The organism is Roseibium marinum, assembly GCF_002906165.1.
Lineage (GTDB): Bacteria > Pseudomonadota > Alphaproteobacteria > Rhizobiales > Stappiaceae > Roseibium > Roseibium marinum.
In genome coordinates this window covers 1,362,552-1,382,502 of record NZ_PPCN01000001.1, presented here as the reverse complement: position 1 = coordinate 1,382,502, position 19,951 = coordinate 1,362,552, and the positions used below count along the sequence as shown (strand labels likewise).

At 59.6% G+C, this 19,951-nt stretch carries 17 protein-coding genes; 10 read left to right on the top strand and 7 right to left on the bottom strand.

What is annotated here, in order from left to right; translation table 11 throughout:
* Positions 1 to 12 precede the first annotated feature (12 nt).
* Genes CLV41_RS06445 through CLV41_RS06440 form a run of 3 tightly spaced genes read left to right on the top strand, consistent with a single transcriptional unit; the run spans position 13 to position 1,552 of the window.
* The gene (locus tag CLV41_RS06445) at positions 13 to 639 is read left to right on the top strand and encodes an SCO family protein (protein WP_103221345.1); all 627 of its coding nucleotides are present in this window, start codon (positions 13 to 15) and stop codon (positions 637 to 639) included.
* A gap of 31 nt (positions 640 to 670) precedes the next feature.
* Positions 671 to 799, top strand: a complete 129-nt coding sequence (locus tag CLV41_RS28285; protein ID WP_268952625.1) for a hypothetical protein — start codon at positions 671 to 673, stop codon at positions 797 to 799.
* Positions 800 to 811: 12 nt separating this feature from the next.
* Positions 812 to 1,552, top strand: a complete 741-nt coding sequence (locus CLV41_RS06440; RefSeq protein WP_103221344.1) for a TlyA family RNA methyltransferase — start codon at positions 812 to 814, stop codon at positions 1,550 to 1,552.
* 90 nt (positions 1,553 to 1,642) lie between these two features.
* Here the strand turns inward: CLV41_RS06440 and CLV41_RS06435 are convergent, their stop codons facing one another.
* Together CLV41_RS06435 and CLV41_RS06430 are read right to left on the bottom strand one after the other, a co-directional pair.
* Complete coding sequence (locus CLV41_RS06435) at positions 1,643 to 2,200, bottom strand: c-type cytochrome (protein WP_235867071.1); 558 nt, start codon at positions 2,198 to 2,200, stop codon at positions 1,643 to 1,645.
* Between the two features lie 26 nt (positions 2,201 to 2,226).
* Positions 2,227 to 3,480, bottom strand: coding sequence for a PQQ-dependent sugar dehydrogenase (locus CLV41_RS06430; protein WP_103221342.1), 1,254 nt, complete (start codon positions 3,478 to 3,480; stop codon positions 2,227 to 2,229).
* Between the two features lie 239 nt (positions 3,481 to 3,719).
* Here CLV41_RS06430 and CLV41_RS06425 point away from each other — a divergent pair, with 239 nt between their 5' ends.
* From CLV41_RS06425 to CLV41_RS06410, 4 genes are all read left to right on the top strand, one after another.
* Entirely contained in the window at positions 3,720 to 4,952 is a 1,233-nt protein-coding gene (locus CLV41_RS06425) for a class I SAM-dependent RNA methyltransferase (protein WP_103221341.1), read from the top strand.
* Positions 4,953 to 4,955: 3 nt separating this feature from the next.
* A complete protein-coding gene (locus tag CLV41_RS06420) occupies positions 4,956 to 6,068 on the top strand; it encodes a class I SAM-dependent methyltransferase (protein WP_103221340.1) in 1,113 nt (370 codons plus the stop codon).
* Positions 6,069 to 6,141: 73 nt separating this feature from the next.
* The gene (ribB, locus tag CLV41_RS06415; RefSeq protein WP_103221339.1) at positions 6,142 to 7,461 is read left to right on the top strand and encodes a 3,4-dihydroxy-2-butanone-4-phosphate synthase; all 1,320 of its coding nucleotides are present in this window, start codon (positions 6,142 to 6,144) and stop codon (positions 7,459 to 7,461) included.
* 23 nt (positions 7,462 to 7,484) lie between these two features.
* Positions 7,485 to 8,039, top strand: coding sequence for a hypothetical protein (locus CLV41_RS06410; protein WP_103221338.1), 555 nt, complete (start codon positions 7,485 to 7,487; stop codon positions 8,037 to 8,039).
* 82 nt (positions 8,040 to 8,121) lie between these two features.
* Here the strand turns inward: CLV41_RS06410 and yghX are convergent, their stop codons facing one another.
* A complete protein-coding gene (gene yghX, locus CLV41_RS06405) occupies positions 8,122 to 9,027 on the bottom strand; it encodes a YghX family hydrolase (RefSeq protein WP_103221337.1) in 906 nt (301 codons plus the stop codon).
* Positions 9,028 to 9,143: 116 nt separating this feature from the next.
* A complete protein-coding gene (aroC, locus tag CLV41_RS06400) occupies positions 9,144 to 10,229 on the bottom strand; it encodes a chorismate synthase (RefSeq protein WP_103221336.1) in 1,086 nt (361 codons plus the stop codon).
* Between the two features lie 334 nt (positions 10,230 to 10,563).
* Here aroC and CLV41_RS06395 point away from each other — a divergent pair, with 334 nt between their 5' ends.
* Positions 10,564 to 12,840 carry a putative bifunctional diguanylate cyclase/phosphodiesterase gene (locus tag CLV41_RS06395; RefSeq protein ID WP_103221335.1) on the top strand — a complete coding sequence of 759 codons (2,277 nt, stop codon included), beginning with the start codon at positions 10,564 to 10,566 and terminating at the stop codon, positions 12,838 to 12,840.
* 20 nt (positions 12,841 to 12,860) lie between these two features.
* Here CLV41_RS06395 and CLV41_RS06390 read toward each other — a convergent pair whose 3' ends face one another.
* From CLV41_RS06390 to fabI, 3 genes are all read right to left on the bottom strand, one after another.
* Entirely contained in the window at positions 12,861 to 14,030 is a 1,170-nt protein-coding gene (locus CLV41_RS06390) for a DUF3095 family protein (RefSeq protein WP_208987302.1), read from the bottom strand.
* Between the two features lie 313 nt (positions 14,031 to 14,343).
* Positions 14,344 to 14,988 (bottom strand): histidine phosphatase family protein, encoded by a 645-nt coding sequence (locus CLV41_RS06385; protein ID WP_103221334.1) that lies wholly within the window; start codon positions 14,986 to 14,988, stop codon positions 14,344 to 14,346.
* 188 nt (positions 14,989 to 15,176) lie between these two features.
* On the bottom strand, positions 15,177 to 15,995 hold the full coding sequence (gene fabI, locus CLV41_RS06380; protein ID WP_103221333.1) for an enoyl-ACP reductase FabI: 819 nt from the start codon (positions 15,993 to 15,995) through the stop codon (positions 15,177 to 15,179).
* Positions 15,996 to 16,165: 170 nt separating this feature from the next.
* Between fabI and CLV41_RS06375 the strand changes: the two genes are divergently transcribed.
* Together CLV41_RS06375 and dnaA are read left to right on the top strand one after the other, a co-directional pair.
* Positions 16,166 to 17,578: an FAD-binding oxidoreductase gene (locus CLV41_RS06375; RefSeq protein WP_103221332.1), complete on the top strand. Its 1,413-nt coding sequence runs from the start codon at positions 16,166 to 16,168 to the stop codon at positions 17,576 to 17,578.
* Between the two features lie 908 nt (positions 17,579 to 18,486).
* Complete coding sequence (gene dnaA / locus CLV41_RS06370) at positions 18,487 to 19,950, top strand: chromosomal replication initiator protein DnaA (protein WP_103221593.1); 1,464 nt, start codon at positions 18,487 to 18,489, stop codon at positions 19,948 to 19,950.
* The last annotated feature ends 1 nt before the right edge of the window (position 19,951 follow it).

Genomic DNA, 19,951 nt, shown 5'->3' with positions numbered 1-19,951 from the left:
GGAGGAGATACCATGTCTGGACTGAAACTCTTCCGGTACGGGGCCTGGGCGGCGGTAGCCGCCCTTGCCGTCGTCTCCGGCGTGCTGGTTTACCAGCAAACCGCGGGCAATCCGAATTCGGGCGCCCTGATCGAACCGCTCAGCGCCATCGGCGGACCATTTGAAATGGTCAACGGCGATGGCGAGACGGTCACGGACCAGACCTTCGCCGGCAAGCCCACGCTGATGTTCTTCGGTTTCACCTATTGCCCCGATGTCTGCCCGACCACCCTGTCGGAACTGCAGGGCTGGATGGAGGCGCTCGGCGAGGATGCGGCGGGGCTCAACTATGCCTTCGTGACGGTGGATCCGGAACGCGATACCCCGGAAGTCATGCGCGACTATGTCTGGGCCTTCGACAAGCGCATCACGCCGCTTACCGGATCGCGGCAGCAGGTCGATGCGATGATCAAGGCCTACCGGGTCTATGCCAAGAAGGTGCCGCTTGACGACGGCGACTATACGATGGACCATTCAGCGGCCGTTTACCTGATGGATGCGGACAACCGGTTCGTCGGCACCATTGCCTACGGTGAAGACGAGGAGAACGCGCTGAAGAAGTTGCGCCGCCTGATCGGCAAGGCGCCGGCTTCCAGCTGACCCCGCCACGGAGCAAACCGGAACGATGCGAATGCCGCTCTACATCGGACTGACCGTCGGCGCGACGAGCCTCGTCGCGCTGTCGGTCCTGTTGTGGCTGTATTCCGGCGAACGGGTGTTCGCGGACCGGTTGATCTCGGCCATCGCCGGCTGCTTCTGAAGCACGGCACCCATGTCCAAGCAACGCCTTGACCAGCATCTCGTCGATACCGGCCTGTTCGCCAGCCGCGCCCGGGCGCGCGACGCCATCCTGCGCGGCACCGTTCAGGTGGACGGCGAGGTGTGCATCAAGCCGGCCCGGAAGGTCGGCGCGGAGGCTGCTCTTCAGGTGGAAGATCCGGCGGCAAAATATGTCTCCCGTGCCGCGCTGAAGCTGATCGAGGGACTGTCCCGGTTCGGCATCGACCCGAAAGACAGGATCTGTCTCGACATTGGAGCCTCCACCGGCGGCTTCACCCAGGTTCTGCTGGAGCGCGGGGCCTTGAAAGTGCATGCGATCGATGTCGGCCACGACCAGCTTCACCACAAGCTGCGTGGACATCCCCGGGTCACGGCCAGGGACGGCCTCAACGCGCGGGATCTCACACGCGATCATCTTGACGGCGACAGCCCGGACCTGCTCGTTTCCGATGTCAGCTTCATCTCCCTGAAACTTGCCCTTCCGCCCGCGCTCGGCCTTGCGTCTCCAGGTGCGGAAGGCGTGTTTCTCGTCAAACCCCAGTTCGAGGCCGGCAGGGACAATATAGGCAAGGGCGGGCTGGTGGAGCCAAGGGTCGCGGAGGAAACAGCCAGGGAGCTGCAGACCTGGCTTGGAACAATTTCCGGCTGGCAGTCGGGCGATCTCGTGCCCTCGCCCGTGAAAGGCGGAGACGGGAACAATGAGTGGCTGCTTTCCGGGAAGAAGACAGCATGAATTCTTCAGGATCGCAGGCTCTGTCCTGAAAATTTCAAACTTGTCATTTTGCCGGTTTTCTGCCCGGAACGGGTCCGGTCATTTGCCGGTTCACTCTTTCGGCTGCGGAGCAATCTCGATCTTCACCGATGCGTACCAGTCGGCCGCGGCGCGGATGTCCGCATCGCTCATGCCGGCCGCAACCTCGCTCATGATCTCGTGAGTTCGCTTGCCATTGCGGAAAGCTTTCAACTGAGTATCGGTGTAGATGCTGGTTTCCCCCGCCAGGTTGGGTGCATCCTCGATTACCGCGATGCCATCGACACCGTGGCAGGAGACGCAAGCCTGCGGGGCCTCGCTTTCGGCCCGGGTCTGCGTGGCGGTTATATCGTGCCCGGCATACCAGGCCGCGAGATCGGCTATTTTTTCGTCATCGAGGTTCTTTGCCACGACACTCATCATTTCATGGACGCGCGTTCCCTCGCGAAATGCCCTGAGCTGACGTTCGATGTAGGCGGCCGGTTCGCCACCGATATGCGGCGCGATCGGAATTTTTGCAAAGCCGTCAAGACCGTGACAGGTCCGGCACGCGCCGGCCTGTTTCCTGCCGGCTTGCGGATCTCCCCGCGGAAGTTCGGTTGCCTGAGCGGCCCCAGCGAGGAAAACCACGCCGAGGCTCAGAATCGCGGCTCGCATCACTGGCCGTAGCTGATGCGGTAGATCGCACCGGCCAGGTCGTCGGAGACCAGAATGGAACCGTCACGCAATTGCGCGATATCCACGGGGCGGCCGAGATACTCGTCGTTCTCGTCGATCCAGCCTTCGGCGAACGGTTCACTGGTCGCGTTGCCCTCGTCATCTATGAACGTGACCATGACGCGCGCACCGACCGGTGTCGTCCGGTTCCACGACCCGTGCTGGGCTGAAAAGATCGCGTTTTTGTACTTCTCCGGGAACATCTTGCCCGAGTAGAAGGTCATGCCGAGATCGGCGGCGTGAGCCGTCATTTCAACGGCGGGAAACACCGCATCCGCAGGCGGTTCGCTGTCCTTGTATTCATTGGTGCGGACATGTCCGCCGCCGTACCAGGGGAAACCGAAATGCTGACCGGCCTCGGTCTGGTGGTTGAGTTCACCAGGCGGGATATCGTCCCCCATTCCGTCGACCTGGTTGTCGGTGAACCACAGATCGCCGGTCACCGGATGGAAGTCATGACCTACCGAGTTGCGAATTCCGACGGTATAGACCTCGCGGTCCGTTCCATCGGTGTTCATCCGGATCATGCCGCCAATGCCCTGCTCGGTATAAAGATTCATCTTCTCCGGCGCGAAGACATTGAAAGGCTGGCCGAGCGAGATATAGACCTTGCCGTCCGGGCCGATCTTGCAGACCCTTGCAGTGTGGTTGTAGCTCTCCTCATCGGGCGGGACAAGCTTGCCGCTGGGAACGATCGGCACGGCCACCACGTCGGGGCTTTCATAAAAGAACTCGGCTGCCGGATAGAGCAACACGCGGTTCTGTTCGGCGATGATCAGGAAACCGTCCTTGGTGAAACAGGGCCCGTTCGGGATCGCCTTGGTCAGGGAGGGTGCGAAGTTCTTTACCTCATCCGCCACCCGGTCCTTGTTGCGGTCGGTAACCGCCCAGACTTCGGTTTTACGGGTCCCGACAAAGGTCACGATCCCCTGGGGGCCGACTGCCATGTGACGCGCATCCGGAACGACCGCATAAAGCTCGATCCTGAAACCGTCGGGTAACTTGATCCGCTCAAGGTTCTTCCTGATACCGTCGGCAAAGGGGCCGGTCTGTTCGACAACGGTGAAATCCGTGACACCCGTTGTCTTGAAAGCCCCAAGCTTTGCCAGATTGTCCGGCAAGTCCGCTGTTTGCGCAAGTGCTGTTCCGGCTAACAGCGAGACTGCAGCCAATGTCGTCAAGATTGTCTTCATTACTTCCTCCCAAAAGTCAGGTCGACAAGTTTCTGTTTTCTTTTTCCGACACATGTGAGGCTAAGTTTTTATTCCACTCACTTCAACTTAGATTTCGAAACAGGATTGGTTACAACAATTAAAACACTTATTCCTCTAGGTTAAATATCCCCAGCACAACCCTTGATTTTGTATGGACGTTCTTTCGCAACGCCGTCAAACGGCTTGCTCATCCCCCCGCATGACGCTATCGCTCTGCGATGAGTGAGAGAGAGCTGACTATTTCAGAACTCGGTCATCGCGGCGACGGTATCGCCCGGACCGAATCCGGGCCGGTTTACGTCGAAGGCGCGCTGCCAGGCGAAATCGTCCGCGCGCAAGTCGAGAACGGCCGCGCGATCAATGCGGTTATCGAAACACCGTCCGCGGACCGGATACCGCCCGTGTGCAGGCATTACGAGGCCTGCGGCGGGTGCTCCCTGCAGCATCTGGCGGATGGGCCCTATCTGGCCTGGAAGCGCGGTCTTGTCGTGAATGCGCTGCGCGACCGGGGGATAGAGTTCGCGGTCGCGGACACCGTTGCCGCAACCGCGGGCGGACGGCGGCGGGCCGTGCTGACCGCAACCCGGGCCGGAAACCATACGCTGCTCGGCTATCACGGGAAGGCCAGCCACCGGCTGGTCGATATCAGCGAATGCCCGGTTCTGGACCCCGCCATTGTCAGCGCCCTGCCCGGGCTGAAAGCGCTTGCCACGCAGGTGCTGCCCAAAAAGGGCGAGCTGCGTCTGACGGTTCTGAACACGACCGCCGGCCTGGATATCGCCATCGACAAAGCCGACAAAGGCTATGACCGCAAGATACCGATGCTATCGCAAAAAACAGCCGAACTCGGTTTCGCCCGCCTGTCCGTCAATGGCGAAGTGATCGTCGAGTTTCGTCCGCCGATGCTCGACATGGGCGGGATCGGGCTTGTGGCCGCGCCGGGCGGCTTCACCCAGGCGACGGTGACTGCGGAAGAGGCCCTGTCCCGGCTGGTCCTGGAGGGCGTCGGCAAGGCCAAGCGGGTGGCCGACCTTTATTCCGGCGCCGGCACCTTTGCCTTGCGTCTCGCCAGGACCGCCAATGTCCATGCGATCGAAGGCGATGCGGCCGCCACGGCCGCCTTCGACAAGGCCCTGCGCAAGCCGCAGGGTCTGAAGAAGGTCACATTCGAGCGCCGCGACCTGACCCGCCGCCCGCTCGTGCGCGATGAGCTGGACCCCTTCAACGCGGTGGTCTTCGATCCGCCGCGCGCCGGCGCGCAGGCCCAGGCGGAACAACTGGCCATCTCGAAGGTCAAAACCGTCGTTGCCGTCTCCTGCAATCCGGCGACGTTTGCCCGCGATCTGAAGGTCCTGATCGACGGCGGTTATGTGCTGCAAAGCGTCACACCGGTGGACCAGTTCAGGTTTTCGCCCCATATTGAAGTGGTGGCAGTCTTGAAAAGGGAGTGAGCCATGAGCGCGGCGGACGATGATTTCAGGCCTTCCCGAGGTTCTTCTGGAATTCCACCGCTCTGGTCTCTTGCCCGCCGGTCGCGCTACGCGCTGCGGCAAGGCAGCCGGGTCGCGCTTTATACACTACATTCCGAGGCCATGCGCCTCATGAACCGGCGGCTGCAGAAAGACCTTCCCGAAACGCCCAAGGTCGTGCCCAACGGCCCTGTACCAGGCCAGCGGCGCATGCTGGCGGATATCGTCAGGCTGTTCGCCGACGATCTCAAAGCCGTCGAGGACGGGCTCTACCCGATGCCGTCGGACGGCACCATGACGCCGCGCGAGCTGCTTTCCACCAGCCGGGCCTTCTTCAGGGACGTGCCGGACGTCGCCCGCCGCAGGGCGACAGGCGCGCATCAGGAAGTGAATGAGCAGTCGGAAGGTTTCGCGGACGCCCTGCCGCGTTACTACCGCCAGAATTTCCATTTCCAGACCGATGGCTGGCTGTCGCAGGACAGCGCCCGGCTTTACGATTTTCAGGTCGATGTGCTGTTTTCCGGCGCAACGTCCGCCATGCGCCGCCGCGCGCTTGTGCCGTTCGCCAAGATCCTGCGCAAGAAAGACCAGCGCAAGGTCGCCTATGCGGACCTTGCCTGCGGCACCGGCGGGCTTTTGCACCCTGCCCTTAGCGCTTTTCCACGCTTGACAGGAACCGGACTGGATCTGTCGGAACCCTATCTGGCTGTCGCGCGGGAGCGGACCCGCTCAAAGCGCGCCAGCTATGTGACCGCGATGGCCGAAGACCTGCCGTTCGCGGACAATTCGCTCGATGTCGTCTCCAGTGTCTTCCTGTTTCACGAGTTGCCGCCGAAGGTCCGCAGGCAGGTGATCGCCGAGGTGGCGCGGGTGCTTAAGCCGGGAGGCGCGTTTCTCTTTGTCGACAGCCTGCAGAGCGGAGATGTGCCGGCCTATGACGGGCTTCTCTCCGTCTTTCCGCAGCTTTTCCACGAGCCCTATTTCACGTCCTATCTCGGCGAGGATCTGACGGGCTTGTGCGCGGACAGCGGCTTGCAACAGCGCTGGATGACACCGGCCTTCGTGTCGCGTGTGGCAGAATTCGTTAAAAGCACCTGATTTATTCAGCGATACTGAATTTTTCATCGTCATTCTCTTGAGACTGAATGCGAACAGGTTTATATCCTGCCGCATGAGACTCGATCAATGGCTCTTGCAGACCGGAGAAAGCCGCAGCGCCTTCGCGCGCCGCGCCAACCTGTCCCCTGCCTCCGTAACCGCCTTATGCAATGACCCCAATGTGTGGGTTTCGCGGGACATGGCCCGCAAAATCGCCATCGCCACCAGCGGCGAAGTTACTCCCAACGATTTTCTCGGACTGTCTACAACCAAGGAGCATCCCGTGTCCCAGGCCCGTGTCGCAGAAGCAATCCGTGCGTTCGAACGTGGTGAAATGGTGGTCGTGACCGACGATGACGACCGTGAAAACGAAGGCGACCTGATCGTCGCCGCCTCCAAGATCAAGCCTGAACAAATGGCCTTCATGGTGCGGCACACATCCGGGATCATCTGCACGCCGATGACGGTTGCTCACGCACGGCGTCTGAGGCTCGACCCGATGGTCGCCGAAAACGATGCGCCGCTGTCGACCGCCTTCACCATTTCCGTCGATTACCGGCACGGCCTGAAGACCGGCATTTCGGCTGAAGAGCGCTGCTCCACGGTCCGCGCTCTCGCCAATCCCAATGTCGGCGCGGAGGACTTCGTGCGCCCGGGACATATTTTTCCGCTGGTCGCGAAGGAAGGCGGCGTGATGATCCGCTCCGGCCATACGGAAGCCGCCGTCGATCTCTGCCGCCTCGCCGGCCTGGAACAGGTCGGTGTCATCAGCGAGCTCGTCAATGACGACGGCACCGTCAAGCGCGGTCAGCAGGTCGCGGAATTCGCCGCCGAGCACGATTTGAAAATGGTTTCGGTCTCCGACCTGATCGCCTGGCGCCAGCGCACGGAACGGCTGGTGGAGCGGATCAATGAACAACCGGTCGAAACCGTCGCCGGCTCGGCCTATGCCATGACTTATTCCACGCCCTACGATCCGATGCACCACCTTGCCATCGTTTACGGCGATATTCTCGACGGCCGCAGTGTGCCGGTGCGGCTGCAACTGGAATCCGTTCTCGACGATGTCTTCGGCGCCGGCAAGCCGCTCGACCATATAATGAGGCATTTCGCGGATCGCGGCAGGGGCATCATCGTCTATCTGCGCGAGGGTTCCGTCGGTGTCGCGCAGCAGTCCAGACGCACACGAACCGATTTCGAAGCCGACGAAAACGAGGACCACAGCTCCGCGCAAGCTAGACAGGAACAATGGCGGGAGGTTGGACTGGGCGCACAGATCCTGAAGGATCTGGGTGTCAGTTCAATTCGCCTGCTGGCCACCCGTGAACGGCATTACGTGGGGCTGGAGGGGTTCGACATCAAAATTGACGAGACGGAGATCCTCGATACCTGAGATCTCTGAAGAGGTAGTCATTCATGGCGACGGGGAAAGAGGCGCAAAAACCGGAAAACAGTGAACAACAAGCCGCGGTGGCCTTCACGGTCAGTTTCAACCGCAGCCAGAGCGAAGTCATCGTCTACGGGTGCCTCCTGCTTGGTGTCCTGTTTGCCGCAATCGGCTTGTTTACAGGAATTTACTTGCTGGCGCTGGCAGCAGTCGCACCCATCGCGATGGCTTACTGGCACTATCCTATGATCGAAAGAGGCAAACCGCAGCTCGGCGCAAACGAAGAAGGTCTTTACGTCGAGCGGATCGGCTTCATCGACTGGACAGCCATCCGGATGACCGACGTCAAACGTAAAACCGTCCGCAACATCGAACAGGCCCGGCTGGACGTGCTGCTGACCCGGCCTCTCGACAACGCTTTAACCAGGGCTCAGGCCTTTCCATTCTGGAAAAAATACATGAAACGGAACTGGAAAAGATCGCGGCGCGAACACGGCCGGGAACTTATCGCCATCGACCTGCACACCCTCGCCGCCGACCCGGACGAAATCCTGAACCGTATCCGTGCGTTCAAGTCTGTCTGAATTCCGTGAAGCGCTATTGCGGTGCGCCTGACCGTCAGCCGGTGAGATTTGGCGGCAACCTGAAAAAGCTGCCGCCTTTCGCCTACATCAGGTTTTTCTTGAAGAACTCGATTGTTCTTTCTTCCGCGAGCTTTGCGGTTTCCTGATCGTAACGTGGCGTGGTGTCATTGTGGAAGCCGTGGTTCACGCCCGGGTAGACATAGGCCACATAGTCCTTGCCGGCAGCCTTGAGCGCTTCTTCATATGCCGGCCAGCCGGCGTTGATACGCTCGTCAAGTTCCGCGTATTGCAGCATCAGCGGGGCTTCGATCTTCGCGACATCCGCGGCGTCGGGCTGACGGCCGTAGAACGGCACGGCGGCGGCCATCTCCGGATAGGCGACCGCGATCGCATTGACCACACCGCCGCCGTAGCAGAACCCGACCGCGCCCACCTTGCCGGTGCTGTCGTCGTGGTTGAGCAGGTATTCGAATCCGGCGAAGAAGTCGTTCATCAGCTTTGTGCCGTCGACCGTGCGCTGCAGCTCCCGGCCCTGATCGTCATTCCCCGGATAACCGCCGACGGAGGTCAGTCCGTCCGGCGCCAGCGCCATGAACCCGGCCTTGCCGAGGCGGCGGGCGACATCCTCGATATAAGGGTTCAGACCGCGGTTCTCATGCACGACCAGGACGGCGGGGAGTTTGCCGGTGGCCCCGGCCGGTTTCACCAGATAACCGTTCACTTCGCCATGACCGTTCGCAGAAGGATAAGTGATGCGCTCGGTGACGATTTCGGCGTCGTCCGGCGCCACCTGCTGAGCATGAGCGTAATCGGGAGACAGCTGATCAAGCAGCATCGCGGCGGTCACGCCGGCGACCGCGAATTTCGCAGCTCCGTTCAGGAATTCACGCTTGGTGATCTTGCCGTGCGCGTAGAAGTCATAAAGATCCAGCAGTTCCTGCGGAAAATCTTTCGCCGTCATCCGGCAGACCGGTGTCATTTCATTCATGTCATCACTCCCTGAAAAGCACGAAACACTGCAATGCTTCGGAAACTTAGAGGGATGCGGCCCAAGGTCCAGCCCCAGGCCCTGTAGAATTGTAACAATGTGTAACCGCGCAGGATTTACCCCACCTGGCCCCGGTGGCGCAGGAAGTGGTCGGCAAGCACGCAGGCCATCATCGCTTCTCCGACCGGGACGGCCCGGATACCGACACACGGATCGTGCCGACCCGTGGTTTTTACATCGACTTCTTCGCCCTGACGGGTGATCGACCTGCGTTCGGTCAGGATCGAGGAGGTCGGCTTGACGGCGAAACGTACGACCAGAGGATCGCCGTTCGAAATCCCGCCAAGAACACCGCCTGCATTGTTGGACAGGAACTTCGGCCGGCCGGCATTGTCCATGCGGATTTCGTCGGCGTTGTCCTCGCCGGTCAGGCTCGCCGCCTCGAAGCCGTTGCCGATTTCAACGCCTTTCACGGCGTTGATCGACATCATCGCGGCCGACAGATCGGTATCGAGCTTGCCGTATACCGGCGCGCCCCAGCCTGCGGGAACGCCTTCTGCCACGACTTCGATGACCGCGCCGACCGAGGACCCCGCCTTGCGAACGCCGTCCAGATAGTCGGCCCACAGGGCCGCCGCCTCGGCATCGGGCGAGAAGAACGGGTTTCTGTCGACCTCGTCCCAGTCCCAGTTACCGCGATCGATCCTGTGCGGGCCGACCTGGACGAGCGCGCCGCGGATGCTCACCCCCTGGACGACCTTGCGGGCTACGGCGCCGGCCGCAACCCGCATCGCCGTCTCGCGCGCGGACGAGCGCCCGCCGCCGCGGTAGTCCCGGATACCGTATTTGGCATCGTAGGTGAAATCCGCGTGGCCCGGACGGAACCTGTCCTTGATCCTGGAATAGTCCTTGGAGCGCTGATCGGTGTTTTCGACCATCAGGGAAACAGGCGTGCCCGTCGTTTTTTGAATACCGTCCTCGTCGATCATGACGCCTGACAGGATCTTCACTTCATCCGCTTCCCGCCGCTGGGTCGTGAACCGGGACTGCCCGGGTTTGCGCCTGTCCATGAAGCCCTGGATGTCAGCTTCCGTCAACGGGATCAGAGGCGGGCAGCCATCGACGACACAGCCGATTGCAGGGCCGTGGCTTTCCCCCCAGGTTGTCACCCGGAACAAATGACCAAAACTGTTATGAGACATGAACGGCTACCGACCTCACGCGAAAAAATGTCAGGCGCCGAGCGATACGCCATACTGCCGGGAAGCTCAAGTCCTTCAGCTGAGACCTACTGCCCAGACCCATCAGATCCGGCCTGCGCCCATGCGGCAATGCCGGAACTCACCTCATTATTGACCCACTCAAGAAGAATTAGTGCATGCAATAGAAATTGAACTTGTCGCCGATCAAAAACAGTTATCAAGCCGAACAACTCATAAGAATAAAACGTGTCGGAACTTTCGGAGAAGATTTGCAAATTCTTAAGCCTCCCCCAATATTATATTTGCCAATGATAATTAATCATGAGGCGTGCCGGTGCGGATCAGGGGGTGGTTGACGGGGCTGATCGTGTTCATGCTGGCTCCCAGCCTGCTGTTCGCTTCGCTCTGGTTTCACAACAAGATCGAGAACGTGCGCGCGATCGACCGCAGCCTGGAAGGATTGCATCTGATCGAGGCCCTCGGCCCGCTGATGCAGGAAAAAGCCCTGACCGGCAAGGTGCGGGACCTTTCCGATGATTTTCGCATTCAGCTCAAGGAATTCGGCGGAAAAGACAGTTCCCACGCCCTGCTTGAAGACCTGGAGGCCTTTATCGCCGAACCCAAGGTCCCGCTTGCCCTGCGGCAAGTCCGCAATCTGACGTCTTCCCTTTCACAGCTGGCGAAACTCAGCTCATCCGCCTCTTCCGAAACGTCAAGACTTCCGCGTCTGATTCAGGACACGCTTCTGTCCGTCGTTATTGAATCCTCCAACATGGCGAAAAACGCCCATCACCTGGCAAGCCGCGGCGAAATCAATATCTGGGACAAGATGCTGATCCCCGTGCAGGCCGGTCAATTCAAGGCGGCCGCGGACGAAGCCGCGCTTAACACCGCCATTTATCTCACGAACCCGACGGGCGCTGGCGCGCAGGAACTTCAGGAACAGGCCCTGCTCTTCCGCAAGACCAATCTTTCCTTTCAGACGGCAGGTTCGAAACTGCTGTCCTCCACCATCAAGGCCCACACAGGCGGGGAAGTTATTTCAGATCTGCTGATCATGGAGCAGCCAAAGCTGGTGCGGGTGACCTTTCTGCTCTGGCACGCGGCCCTGGACACGCTCAATTTTGATCTGCTGCAACAGCGGGCGGAAACCCTGTTTGCCGTGGCGCTGGCCGGCCTCGCCGGCTGCGTGGTCATCCTTGCCGCCTTTGCCGTTGCCGTGACGCTGAGCAGAGTTCTTGCCGTGCGCACGCAGCAGGAATTTGAAAATCTCGGATTTCACGACCCGCTCACCGGCCTGCCCAATCGACGGGCCCTCCTGAAAACCATTCAAAACCTTCCTCCGGCGAACGAGGACACAAGGACCGGTCTTCTGGTTTTCGACCTGCGTCATTTCAAGAAAGTCAACGACCTTCACGGAGATCAATACGGCGACTCCATTCTCAGACAGGTTGCCGAACAGCTGACCCAGATTGCCGAGCCGGACGATTTCGTCAGCCGGACCGGCGGCACCGAGTTCATGCTGCTGCGCCGGCGGTTGAAAAACCCGCTGGCGTTCGAGCATCTCGCCGCCAGGCTCATTCACGAACTGGGCAAGGAACGGTACCTGCACACCCACAAGGTGACACTCGCCAGCAATGTCGGGATATTCATCACTCAGCCCGGTGCCGTGGTGACCGACCAGGTCCTCGTCGATGCGGCCCTCGCCCTGCGCTCGGCCAAGAAGCTGGGACCCGGGAAATACAGTCTCTTCACCCACAACATGCGGGAAACCTTCGAAGAGCATGGAGAAACCGCCAAGCAATTGCTCAAGGCGCTTCACGACGGCAACATCGTCCCCTGGTATCAGCCCCAGATCGACATCCATACCGGAACCCTGGTCGGCGCGGAGGCTCTGGTGCGCTGGATTGACGGCAACGACGTCCGCACGCCCGCCTCCTTCCTTCCAGCCGCCATGGAGGCCGGATATATGGATCTGATCGAGAAAACCGTCCGGGAGCATGCCATACGGCTCGCGGCCAGTGTGAGCGACAGGACCCTGCACCCGATCCACTTCGGTTTGAATGTCTCCGCCGATCTTCTGGGAAGTTCCGAGGCCGCGGACGCTCTGGACCGTCAGGTCCGGTCCATGGGCCTGCTCCCTTCCCATATCAGCCTTGAAATTCTCGAGGCGGTGATGATCGACGAAAGCACGGTCGCACCGATCAAGGAAAATATCGCCCGCTTGTCGGAGCTTGGATTTTTCATCGAACTGGACGACTTCGGCACCGGCCATTCCAGTATTTCCAGCCTGCGGGACCTGAAGGTGGACAGGGTCAAGATCGACCGGAGTTTCATCTCGGGCGTGGACAAGGATCCGGATCTGCAAAAATTCACCAGCGCGCTGATCAATCTCGCAAAGAGCCTCGATATCCGCGTGCTTGCGGAGGGCGTCGAGACAGCGGGTGAACTTGAGTGGCTGAAGCAGAACGGCTGTGACGACATTCAGGGGTTCCTGATCTCGAAAGCCGTGCCGGAAGACCAGCTTCTGACCCTGATCCTCAAGCACAATTTCCTCATGCCCTTGACCGCTCCGGCTCCGCGCAAAACGGTGCTGGGATTAGGACACTGACCCATTTACGGGTCCATAACCTATGCCGCTGAGAGAGCCGCCTGCCTTTTCTTGAATTGTTCGGCGGCAAGCGACAGGCCGCCATCCGCGCCATCGACAAAATGGATGTGACGGCTGTTGCCGATGTCCTCCACGAAACAGGTCATCAGCGCCGAGCCGGAAACATGCATTCCGTAGACGACCTCTCCGGCCTCAAAGGCCGCCTCCAGACAGCTTTCGACCGCCGCAAGCTGGGCCGGCGACAGATCGAGTACGAGCTGCAGACTGTCGCCGACCTTGCGATGGTCGGTGTTGAGGCTCAGCTCGCGGATATATTTAGCGGGAACAAGAGGCCCTATTCGCCAGCCGGTGGCGTAGCTCAGCATAAACAGCAGACAACCGGCTATTCCCGTCACCCAGCCGCGCAGGGCCTTGCCGGCGAAAGACATTTGGACTTCCAGCCGGAGGCTCCGGGGCGGGAACCTGAACCGCAGCCGGCTTTTCTCCGCCAGCCTTGTCCGGCTGTCGTCTGTCAGCGGATTGAAGCCGAGCTTTTCAGCCACGTCGTCCATGACTTCCGGCAGGGTTTTACGACCGGAAGGTTTAACGATCAGGGAAACGATGTGCCCGTTTTGCGCCGGCAGCGGCTCCCAGCGGCAGGAAAGGCCGTCAAGCGGCGGAAGCGCCGTGTCTTGCAGGGTTATCGCGAAAGCCCGGGAGGCTTCGGAATCTTTCAGGATGCGGTCGGCGATGCCGAGCCCGTCTCCCAGGATCATCGCCAGATGATTGCCCTCACTCAGCCGGTACTTGCGCAATCTGATGTCTCCGCCGAGCGCCCTCAGATGCGCCACCGGGATGGCCGCTGCGCGCAATTGCAGTTCCATGACCTGACGGGCAAGGTCAACGACCCCGGCAAGCGCTTCGCGTCCCGCCTGCACATCCTGTTCGCAAACCACGAGCATTGCGCCGTCACCACCGAAGACAAAAGGCACCCGGTCGTGGCCCAGGCGGTTCACCACAGCGGCAATGACCGCCGCCCCCACCATATTGACCTCCTTGTAGCGCCCTGCGGCAACCGCATCTCCCGAACGCACGATGTCGGCGGCCAGGACATACCAGTCATCCGGCACAGGTCGGTAACCGTCCAGTTCGCCGACCGAACTGAAATCCGAGAAGCTTGGCAGATCGCTGTAAAAATCATCCGCGGACACGGCACATTCTCCCGGGTTTGCTCCGACCGTTTCAAGGTTTCGGGCAGCGCCTCAGTCGAAGGCGTGTCAGGTTACGCAGTCAAGACGGTATCCGATCACATCCGGACACAGTGCCGCCGCTGGCGCGCTGAATTCAACCGTCGACAACAGGACCCCATCCGACCGCTTTTGCGGACTGTTCGGCAAGGAGCGTGTCGCAAAGCGCTTTGTGGCGTCGCTGCCCGTTTAAATTAAGTCACGTGAAGACTGGTCTGTCGAAACCTCCCCACCTGCGGATACGGCAACTGTGGCGGTCCGCAGGGGGGCTTTCGGCTCAGACGACCTCGAACCGGCCATTCCGCCAGACAAAGACCTTGTCCTGCGGCACATCCAGCTTGGGGGCCGCGGATTTCTCCAGCCCTTCCAGCAATCCGCGCACGACCCGGAAAACGCCGCCATGAGAGACGACAAGCGAAGGGCGGTCGACCGTCCGCAGCCAGCGGCCGATGCGGCCGGCGAGCATCTCGTAACTTTCACCGCCAGGGGGCACAAACCCCCATTTGTCAGCCCGCCGCTGCAGGATCAGATCCTGCTCATCATCCGCCAGTTCCTCAAGAGTATAGCCTTCCCACTGTCCGAAGGTGATTTCCTTGAGCTGGTCGTCAAGCCGGTAGGCCGTAGGCTCCTGGCCCATCGCGGAACGCAGCAGTTCCATGGTTTCGCGGGTTCGCCCAAGGGGAGATGCGACGAAATCGAGCATTTCCAGCCGGATATTCTCCGCCTTCAGAAAAGCTTTCAACCGCTCGCCGTTGCCTGCCGCCTGTGCCTTTCCGGTGGCGTTGAGCGGAATGTCGCGTTGCCCCTGCATACGCCCTTCCGCATTCCAGTCCGTCTGGCCGTGACGGATGAAGATCAGCAGTTCCGGATCGTGAAGCCTTGGAAGCAGGCCAGGGTCTGCCTCGGATCGCAGGATCGTCATTTTCTCACTCGGGCAATGCGAAAGCTTCAGCTTCAATAAGGGTCAGAACTCATTAATATGCTTGAAACGGGTCCTGACCCCAGAGCTGAGTCATGTCATAGAAAAATGGCCGGGGGAAACCGGCCATCGCGAATTCAGAGCGACTTCTTTAGAAGAATGCGGGCGGACGCGGCCGCTCTTTGAAACGATTAATCCTTGACGACGGAAATGTCGGGCGCATCGACTGCCTTCATGCCGACGATGTTATAGCCGCAGTCGACATGCTGGATTTCGCCGGTGACACCGCGGCCGAGGTCTGACAGCAGAAACAGCGCGCTGTCGCCGACTTCCTCGATGGTAACCGTCCGGCGGAGCGGCGAATTGTATTCGTTCCATTTCAGGATATAGCGGAAGTCGCCGATACCGGAGGCCGCAAGTGTCTTGATCGGTCCGGCGGAAATCGCGTTGACGCGAATGTTCTGCGGGCCGAGATCCATGGCCAGATACTTGACGCTGGTTTCCAGCGCGGCCTTGGCGACACCCATCACGTTGTAATGGGGCATCACCTTCTCGGCGCCGTAGTAGGTCAGCGTCAGGATGGAGCCGCCCGCGCTCATCAGCTTTTCGGCACGCTGGGTGACGGACGTCAGCGAATAACAGGAGATTTCCATCGTCCGGGCAAAATTACCGGAGGAGGTATCGACGAAACGGCCGGTCAGTTCAGACTTGTCGGAGAAGGCGACTGCGTGGACCACAAAGTCGATTTTGCCCCATTTTTCCTGAAGGGCATTGAAAACCGCGTCGATCGTGGCGCCGTCGGTGACGTCGCAGTGACCGGCGACAAACGCCCCGAGCTGTTCCGCCAGCGGCTCCACGCGCTTTTTCAAGGCATCGCCCTGATAGGTCAGTGCCACTTCGGCGCCCGCGTCGGCCAGTGCTTTGGCAATGCCCCAGGCAATTGACTTGTTGTTAGCCACGCCCATGATCAGGCCACGTTTGCCGTTCATCAGTCCGCGCGTTTCCGCCATCGTCATCTCCGAAAAGGATTTCTCTACCACCCCCGAGGGCTGGCATCCTATGGCACAGGGGGTTTCTTCCTTCAAGTGAGCAGCCACGCGAATGAAGCGTCGACGGCGGCGTCATCAGCCACTATGTTGGCGCCCGAATTTCACCGTCAAACTTCACAAGGACCCCGCTCATGGAGCGCTCTTCCCATGCCGACCGCTTTGCCGAAATGATCGGCGCGGCACATGTTCTGACCAGCCCGGACGACCAGGCTCCGTTCCTGACGGAGTGGCGGGATCTTTATCAGGGGGTCACCCCTGTGGTGCTGCGCCCGGGCAGCACGGAAGAAGTCAGTGCGGTGATGACATATGCCTGCCAGCAAGGTTTGAAGATCGTTCCGCAAGGCGGCAATACCGGGCTGGTGGGCGGACAAATCCCGCAGGAATCCGGGGATGAAATCGTCTTGTCCCTCTCTCGTCTCAACAAGGTCCGTTCCGTCGATCCGGCCGGTTTCACCATCACGGTTGAAGCCGGCGTGGTCCTGGAAACCCTGCAAAACGAAGCGGACAAAGTCGACCGTCTGTTCCCTCTCGCCCTCGGTTCCCAGGGCTCCTGCCAGATCGGCGGCAACATTTCCACCAATGCGGGCGGGACCGCGGTACTGGCTTACGGCAACACCCGCGACCTGGTCCTTGGCCTTGAAGTCGTGCTGCCAACCGGGGAGATCTGGAACGGTCTGAGAACCCTTCGCAAGGACAATACCGGTTATGATTTGAAACAATTATTTATCGGCGGAGAGGGCACCCTGGGGATCATTACCGCCGCCGCGCTGAAACTCTTTCCCAAGCCGAAGAAACTGGAAGCCGCTTTTATCGGATTGCCCGATCCGCATGCAGCTCTCAAACTCTTCACGCTTGCGAAGGCACAGGCCGGACCGGTCCTGACCGGTTTCGAAATCATGCCGCGCATCGGCATGGAATTCTGTCTGCGGCACCTGGAGGGCAGCCGCGATCCGCTTGAAAGCGCGCATGCCTGGTACATCCTCATGGAGCTTTCCAGCGCTTCGGATGCGTTTCCGGTCCGCGACCTGATGGAGAGCATTCTCGGCGAAGCCTTCGAAGAGGGTCTGGTCGAGGACGCCGCCTTTGCGCAGAACCTGTCGCAGGTTCAGGATTTCTGGCATATCCGCCACGGCATGTCGGAAGTGCAGAAACCGGAAGGCGGTTCCATCAAGCATGACGTCTCCGTTCCCGTCGCCACCATCCCGGACTTTCTCGACAGGGCCATGGCGGCGGTCGAAAGTCTCGTTCCCGGCTGCAGACCGGTGCCTTTCGGCCATATGGGCGACGGCAATATCCATTTCAATGTCAGTCAGCCGGTTGGCGCCGACAAGGAGATCTATCTCGCGCGCTGGGACGAGATGAATGCCGTTGTGCACGGCATCGTTCATGAGTTCGGCGGCAGCATTTCCGCCGAACACGGCATCGGACGCCTGAAGCGCGATCTCCTGAATGAAGTAAAGCCGGAGATTGAACTGGACCTGATGCGGCGGATCAAAGCCGCGTTCGATCCCAAGAACCTTCTCAGTCCGGGGCGGGTCATCTGAGACTATCCGCGCCGGGTCCCGGCGCTATTGTCAAGATCTTGCAGTTATTCTTGGGGAAGTCTGACGCTCATATGTAAATTCGGCCAGCAAAACCGGAGCGCGGTTTAAGACAAGATCCGCAAGGCAGATCAATAAGTATATTTGGCAGGTTGCCGGAATTTCAGCGACCCTGTGGATTAAGTTAACGCCGCTGGCAAGCTGTGACAGTGCAACGATCACATTGAGACCTGCGGACAGCATTCTGATCCGAAAAGAATTTTCGCGGCGATCCAGCCGGATGAAAATTTGACCGTCCGGTTGAATTACCCAGGTTTTGTCAAAAAGTTTTCCCCATCTTCGCGATGCGTGGAGGGCAAGACAGACAGGTTTGAGTCAAATTCAGGCCAAAAACCTGTTTCGCAAGAGGCAGGCACCACGGGACGTCTCTGTCAAAAATATCCAGTTTTTCAGCATCATGATGGGAACCGACTTGATGAAACTCACTATTTTCGCATCTGCCTTTTGAAAACTTTCAGAAATTTCTGCTCTTCCTTAATTTTTTGCTAAAGATTTTTCCTGACCGAAAGGCAATGGTGAATCGACTACAGAAAAACAACTCTGTCAGGACTTATGTCACGTTCTGACGTTGATGGAGATCAATATCCGCCATGTAAAATTCACTTTCCGGCTCAGAAAAATCTACAAAAATTACTATGTGAACGATCTATGACCTTATAAGAATAAGCTATTTGTTTACATGGTAAATCAAAGGTTAATATTATCTCATAGGCGGCAAAAAGCCGTGCCGGTCAAGAGACCTACAAAGGGTTCACAGGCCGGAAACAACAAACGGGCAGCGAAGCGGTAAATCGCGGCTCAAAGACTGTGCACAGAGGGCGTCACACGCCCACCCCATGAAGGAGGCCACAATGCAGCTTCAGGTTTTAGCCGACTCAGATCCCTGGGATCGGGTCAAGAAAGAACTGAGGAACGAACTGGGGGACGATATTTTCTCCAACTGGTTCGGCAGGGTCAATCACGAGGAAACGACGGGCGACGCCGTTCGCCTTTCCGTTCCCACCCGTTTCCTGAAGAACTGGATCCTGAGCAATTACGAAAAACAGCTCGTCGGTCTGTGGAAACGCGAAAAAGACGATATCAACCGTATCGAGCTTACCGTTCGCGGCGCATTGCGCCCCCGCCAGATCGAAGGGCCCCAGGCCCCGAAAGCCATCACGGCCCGACGGATCAGTGGGCGCTCCGCCCCCTTCAACAGCACACCGCAATTCAGTGCAGGATCAGGCCTTGCCGCAATCCCGTGCCTTGCGGACATGGGTGAAGATTCAGCAACCGAATTTCTGAGCGGTGCGGCCCTGAACCCGAAATTGACTTTCGACACTTTCGCGGAAGGCGCGTCCAACAGCCTGGCCTGCGCCGCCGTGCGCCAGATGGCGGCCGGCCATGAAGGCACGCTGAACTTGCTTTATGTTCACTCGTCCACCGGCATCGGCAAAACGCACCTTTTGCAGGCAGCGGCGTGCCAGGCCAGAAAGACCGGCCGGAATGTGGCCTACCTGTCGGCGGAATTCTTCATGTACCATCTGGTTCCCGCTCTGCGGACACCGGCTTTCCCGGTGCTGCGACAGGCCATGAAGTCCATCGACCTGCTGTTGATCGACGACCTCCAGTTTCTCCATGGCAAACAGGGTCACGAGGAATTCAGCAAGACGCTCGAACTGCTGATGGAATTCCCCTCCCAGATCATCATGGCGGCGGACCGCGCTCCGGAGGATCTCGAAACGCTCGGCACCGGCTTGTGCCAATACATCCAGAAGGGTGAAATTATCGGCATTCAGGCAACGGACTATGCCCTGCGCCTCGACATCGTCAACAAGCGCATCGCGGCAGCCCGCAAGACCCATCCCAGCTTTTCGGTGCCGGATGAAGTTTCAGACTATATCGCCCGCTATGTGATTGCTTCCGCCAGGGATCTGGAAGGAGCGCTGAACCGGCTCTTCGCGCATAACCAGCTCTCCAGAAAACCGGTAACCTTCGAACTTGCCGAAAAGACCCTCCACGATCTGGTGAGGATCGGCGAACCACGCTCGATCAAGGTTGAGGAAATCCAGCAGGTCGTCTGCAAGCATTTCAGCGTCACCAAGGCGGATCTCCTTTCTTCCTGCCGGGCCCGGGTCCTCGTCCGTCCGCGTCAGATCGCGATGTATATCGCCAAGGTCATGACCGGCCGTTCGCTGCCGGAAATCGGTCGCCGCTTCGGCAACCGCGACCACACCACGGTTCTGCATGCGGTCCGCAAGATCGACGGTATGGTGAAACAGGACAAGGCTCTTTCCCAGGAAGTCGAACTCCTGAAGCGGCTGGTCCACGCCTGAC

Excerpts from the sequence above, each read along its gene's own strand:
- CLV41_RS06445 (WP_103221345.1), top strand. The coding sequence starts at position 13 with ATGTCTGGACTGAAACTCTTCCGGTACGGGGCCTGGGCGGCGGTAGCC.
- CLV41_RS28285 (WP_268952625.1), top strand. The coding sequence starts at position 671 with ATGCCGCTCTACATCGGACTGACCGTCGGCGCGACGAGCCTCGTCGCG.
- CLV41_RS06440 (WP_103221344.1), top strand. The coding sequence starts at position 812 with ATGTCCAAGCAACGCCTTGACCAGCATCTCGTCGATACCGGCCTGTTC.
- CLV41_RS06430 (WP_103221342.1), bottom strand. The coding sequence starts at position 3,480 with ATGAAGACAATCTTGACGACATTGGCTGCAGTCTCGCTGTTAGCCGGA.
- CLV41_RS06425 (WP_103221341.1), top strand. The coding sequence starts at position 3,720 with ATGAGTGAGAGAGAGCTGACTATTTCAGAACTCGGTCATCGCGGCGAC.
- CLV41_RS06420 (WP_103221340.1), top strand. The coding sequence starts at position 4,956 with ATGAGCGCGGCGGACGATGATTTCAGGCCTTCCCGAGGTTCTTCTGGA.
- ribB (WP_103221339.1), top strand. The coding sequence starts at position 6,142 with ATGAGACTCGATCAATGGCTCTTGCAGACCGGAGAAAGCCGCAGCGCC.
- CLV41_RS06410 (WP_103221338.1), top strand. The coding sequence starts at position 7,485 with ATGGCGACGGGGAAAGAGGCGCAAAAACCGGAAAACAGTGAACAACAA.
- yghX (WP_103221337.1), bottom strand. The coding sequence starts at position 9,027 with ATGAATGAAATGACACCGGTCTGCCGGATGACGGCGAAAGATTTTCCG.
- aroC (WP_103221336.1), bottom strand. The coding sequence starts at position 10,229 with ATGTCTCATAACAGTTTTGGTCATTTGTTCCGGGTGACAACCTGGGGG.
- CLV41_RS06385 (WP_103221334.1), bottom strand. The coding sequence starts at position 14,988 with ATGACGATCCTGCGATCCGAGGCAGACCCTGGCCTGCTTCCAAGGCTT.
- fabI (WP_103221333.1), bottom strand. The coding sequence starts at position 15,995 with ATGGCGGAAACGCGCGGACTGATGAACGGCAAACGTGGCCTGATCATG.
- CLV41_RS06375 (WP_103221332.1), top strand. The coding sequence starts at position 16,166 with ATGGAGCGCTCTTCCCATGCCGACCGCTTTGCCGAAATGATCGGCGCG.
- dnaA (WP_103221593.1), top strand. The coding sequence starts at position 18,487 with ATGCAGCTTCAGGTTTTAGCCGACTCAGATCCCTGGGATCGGGTCAAG.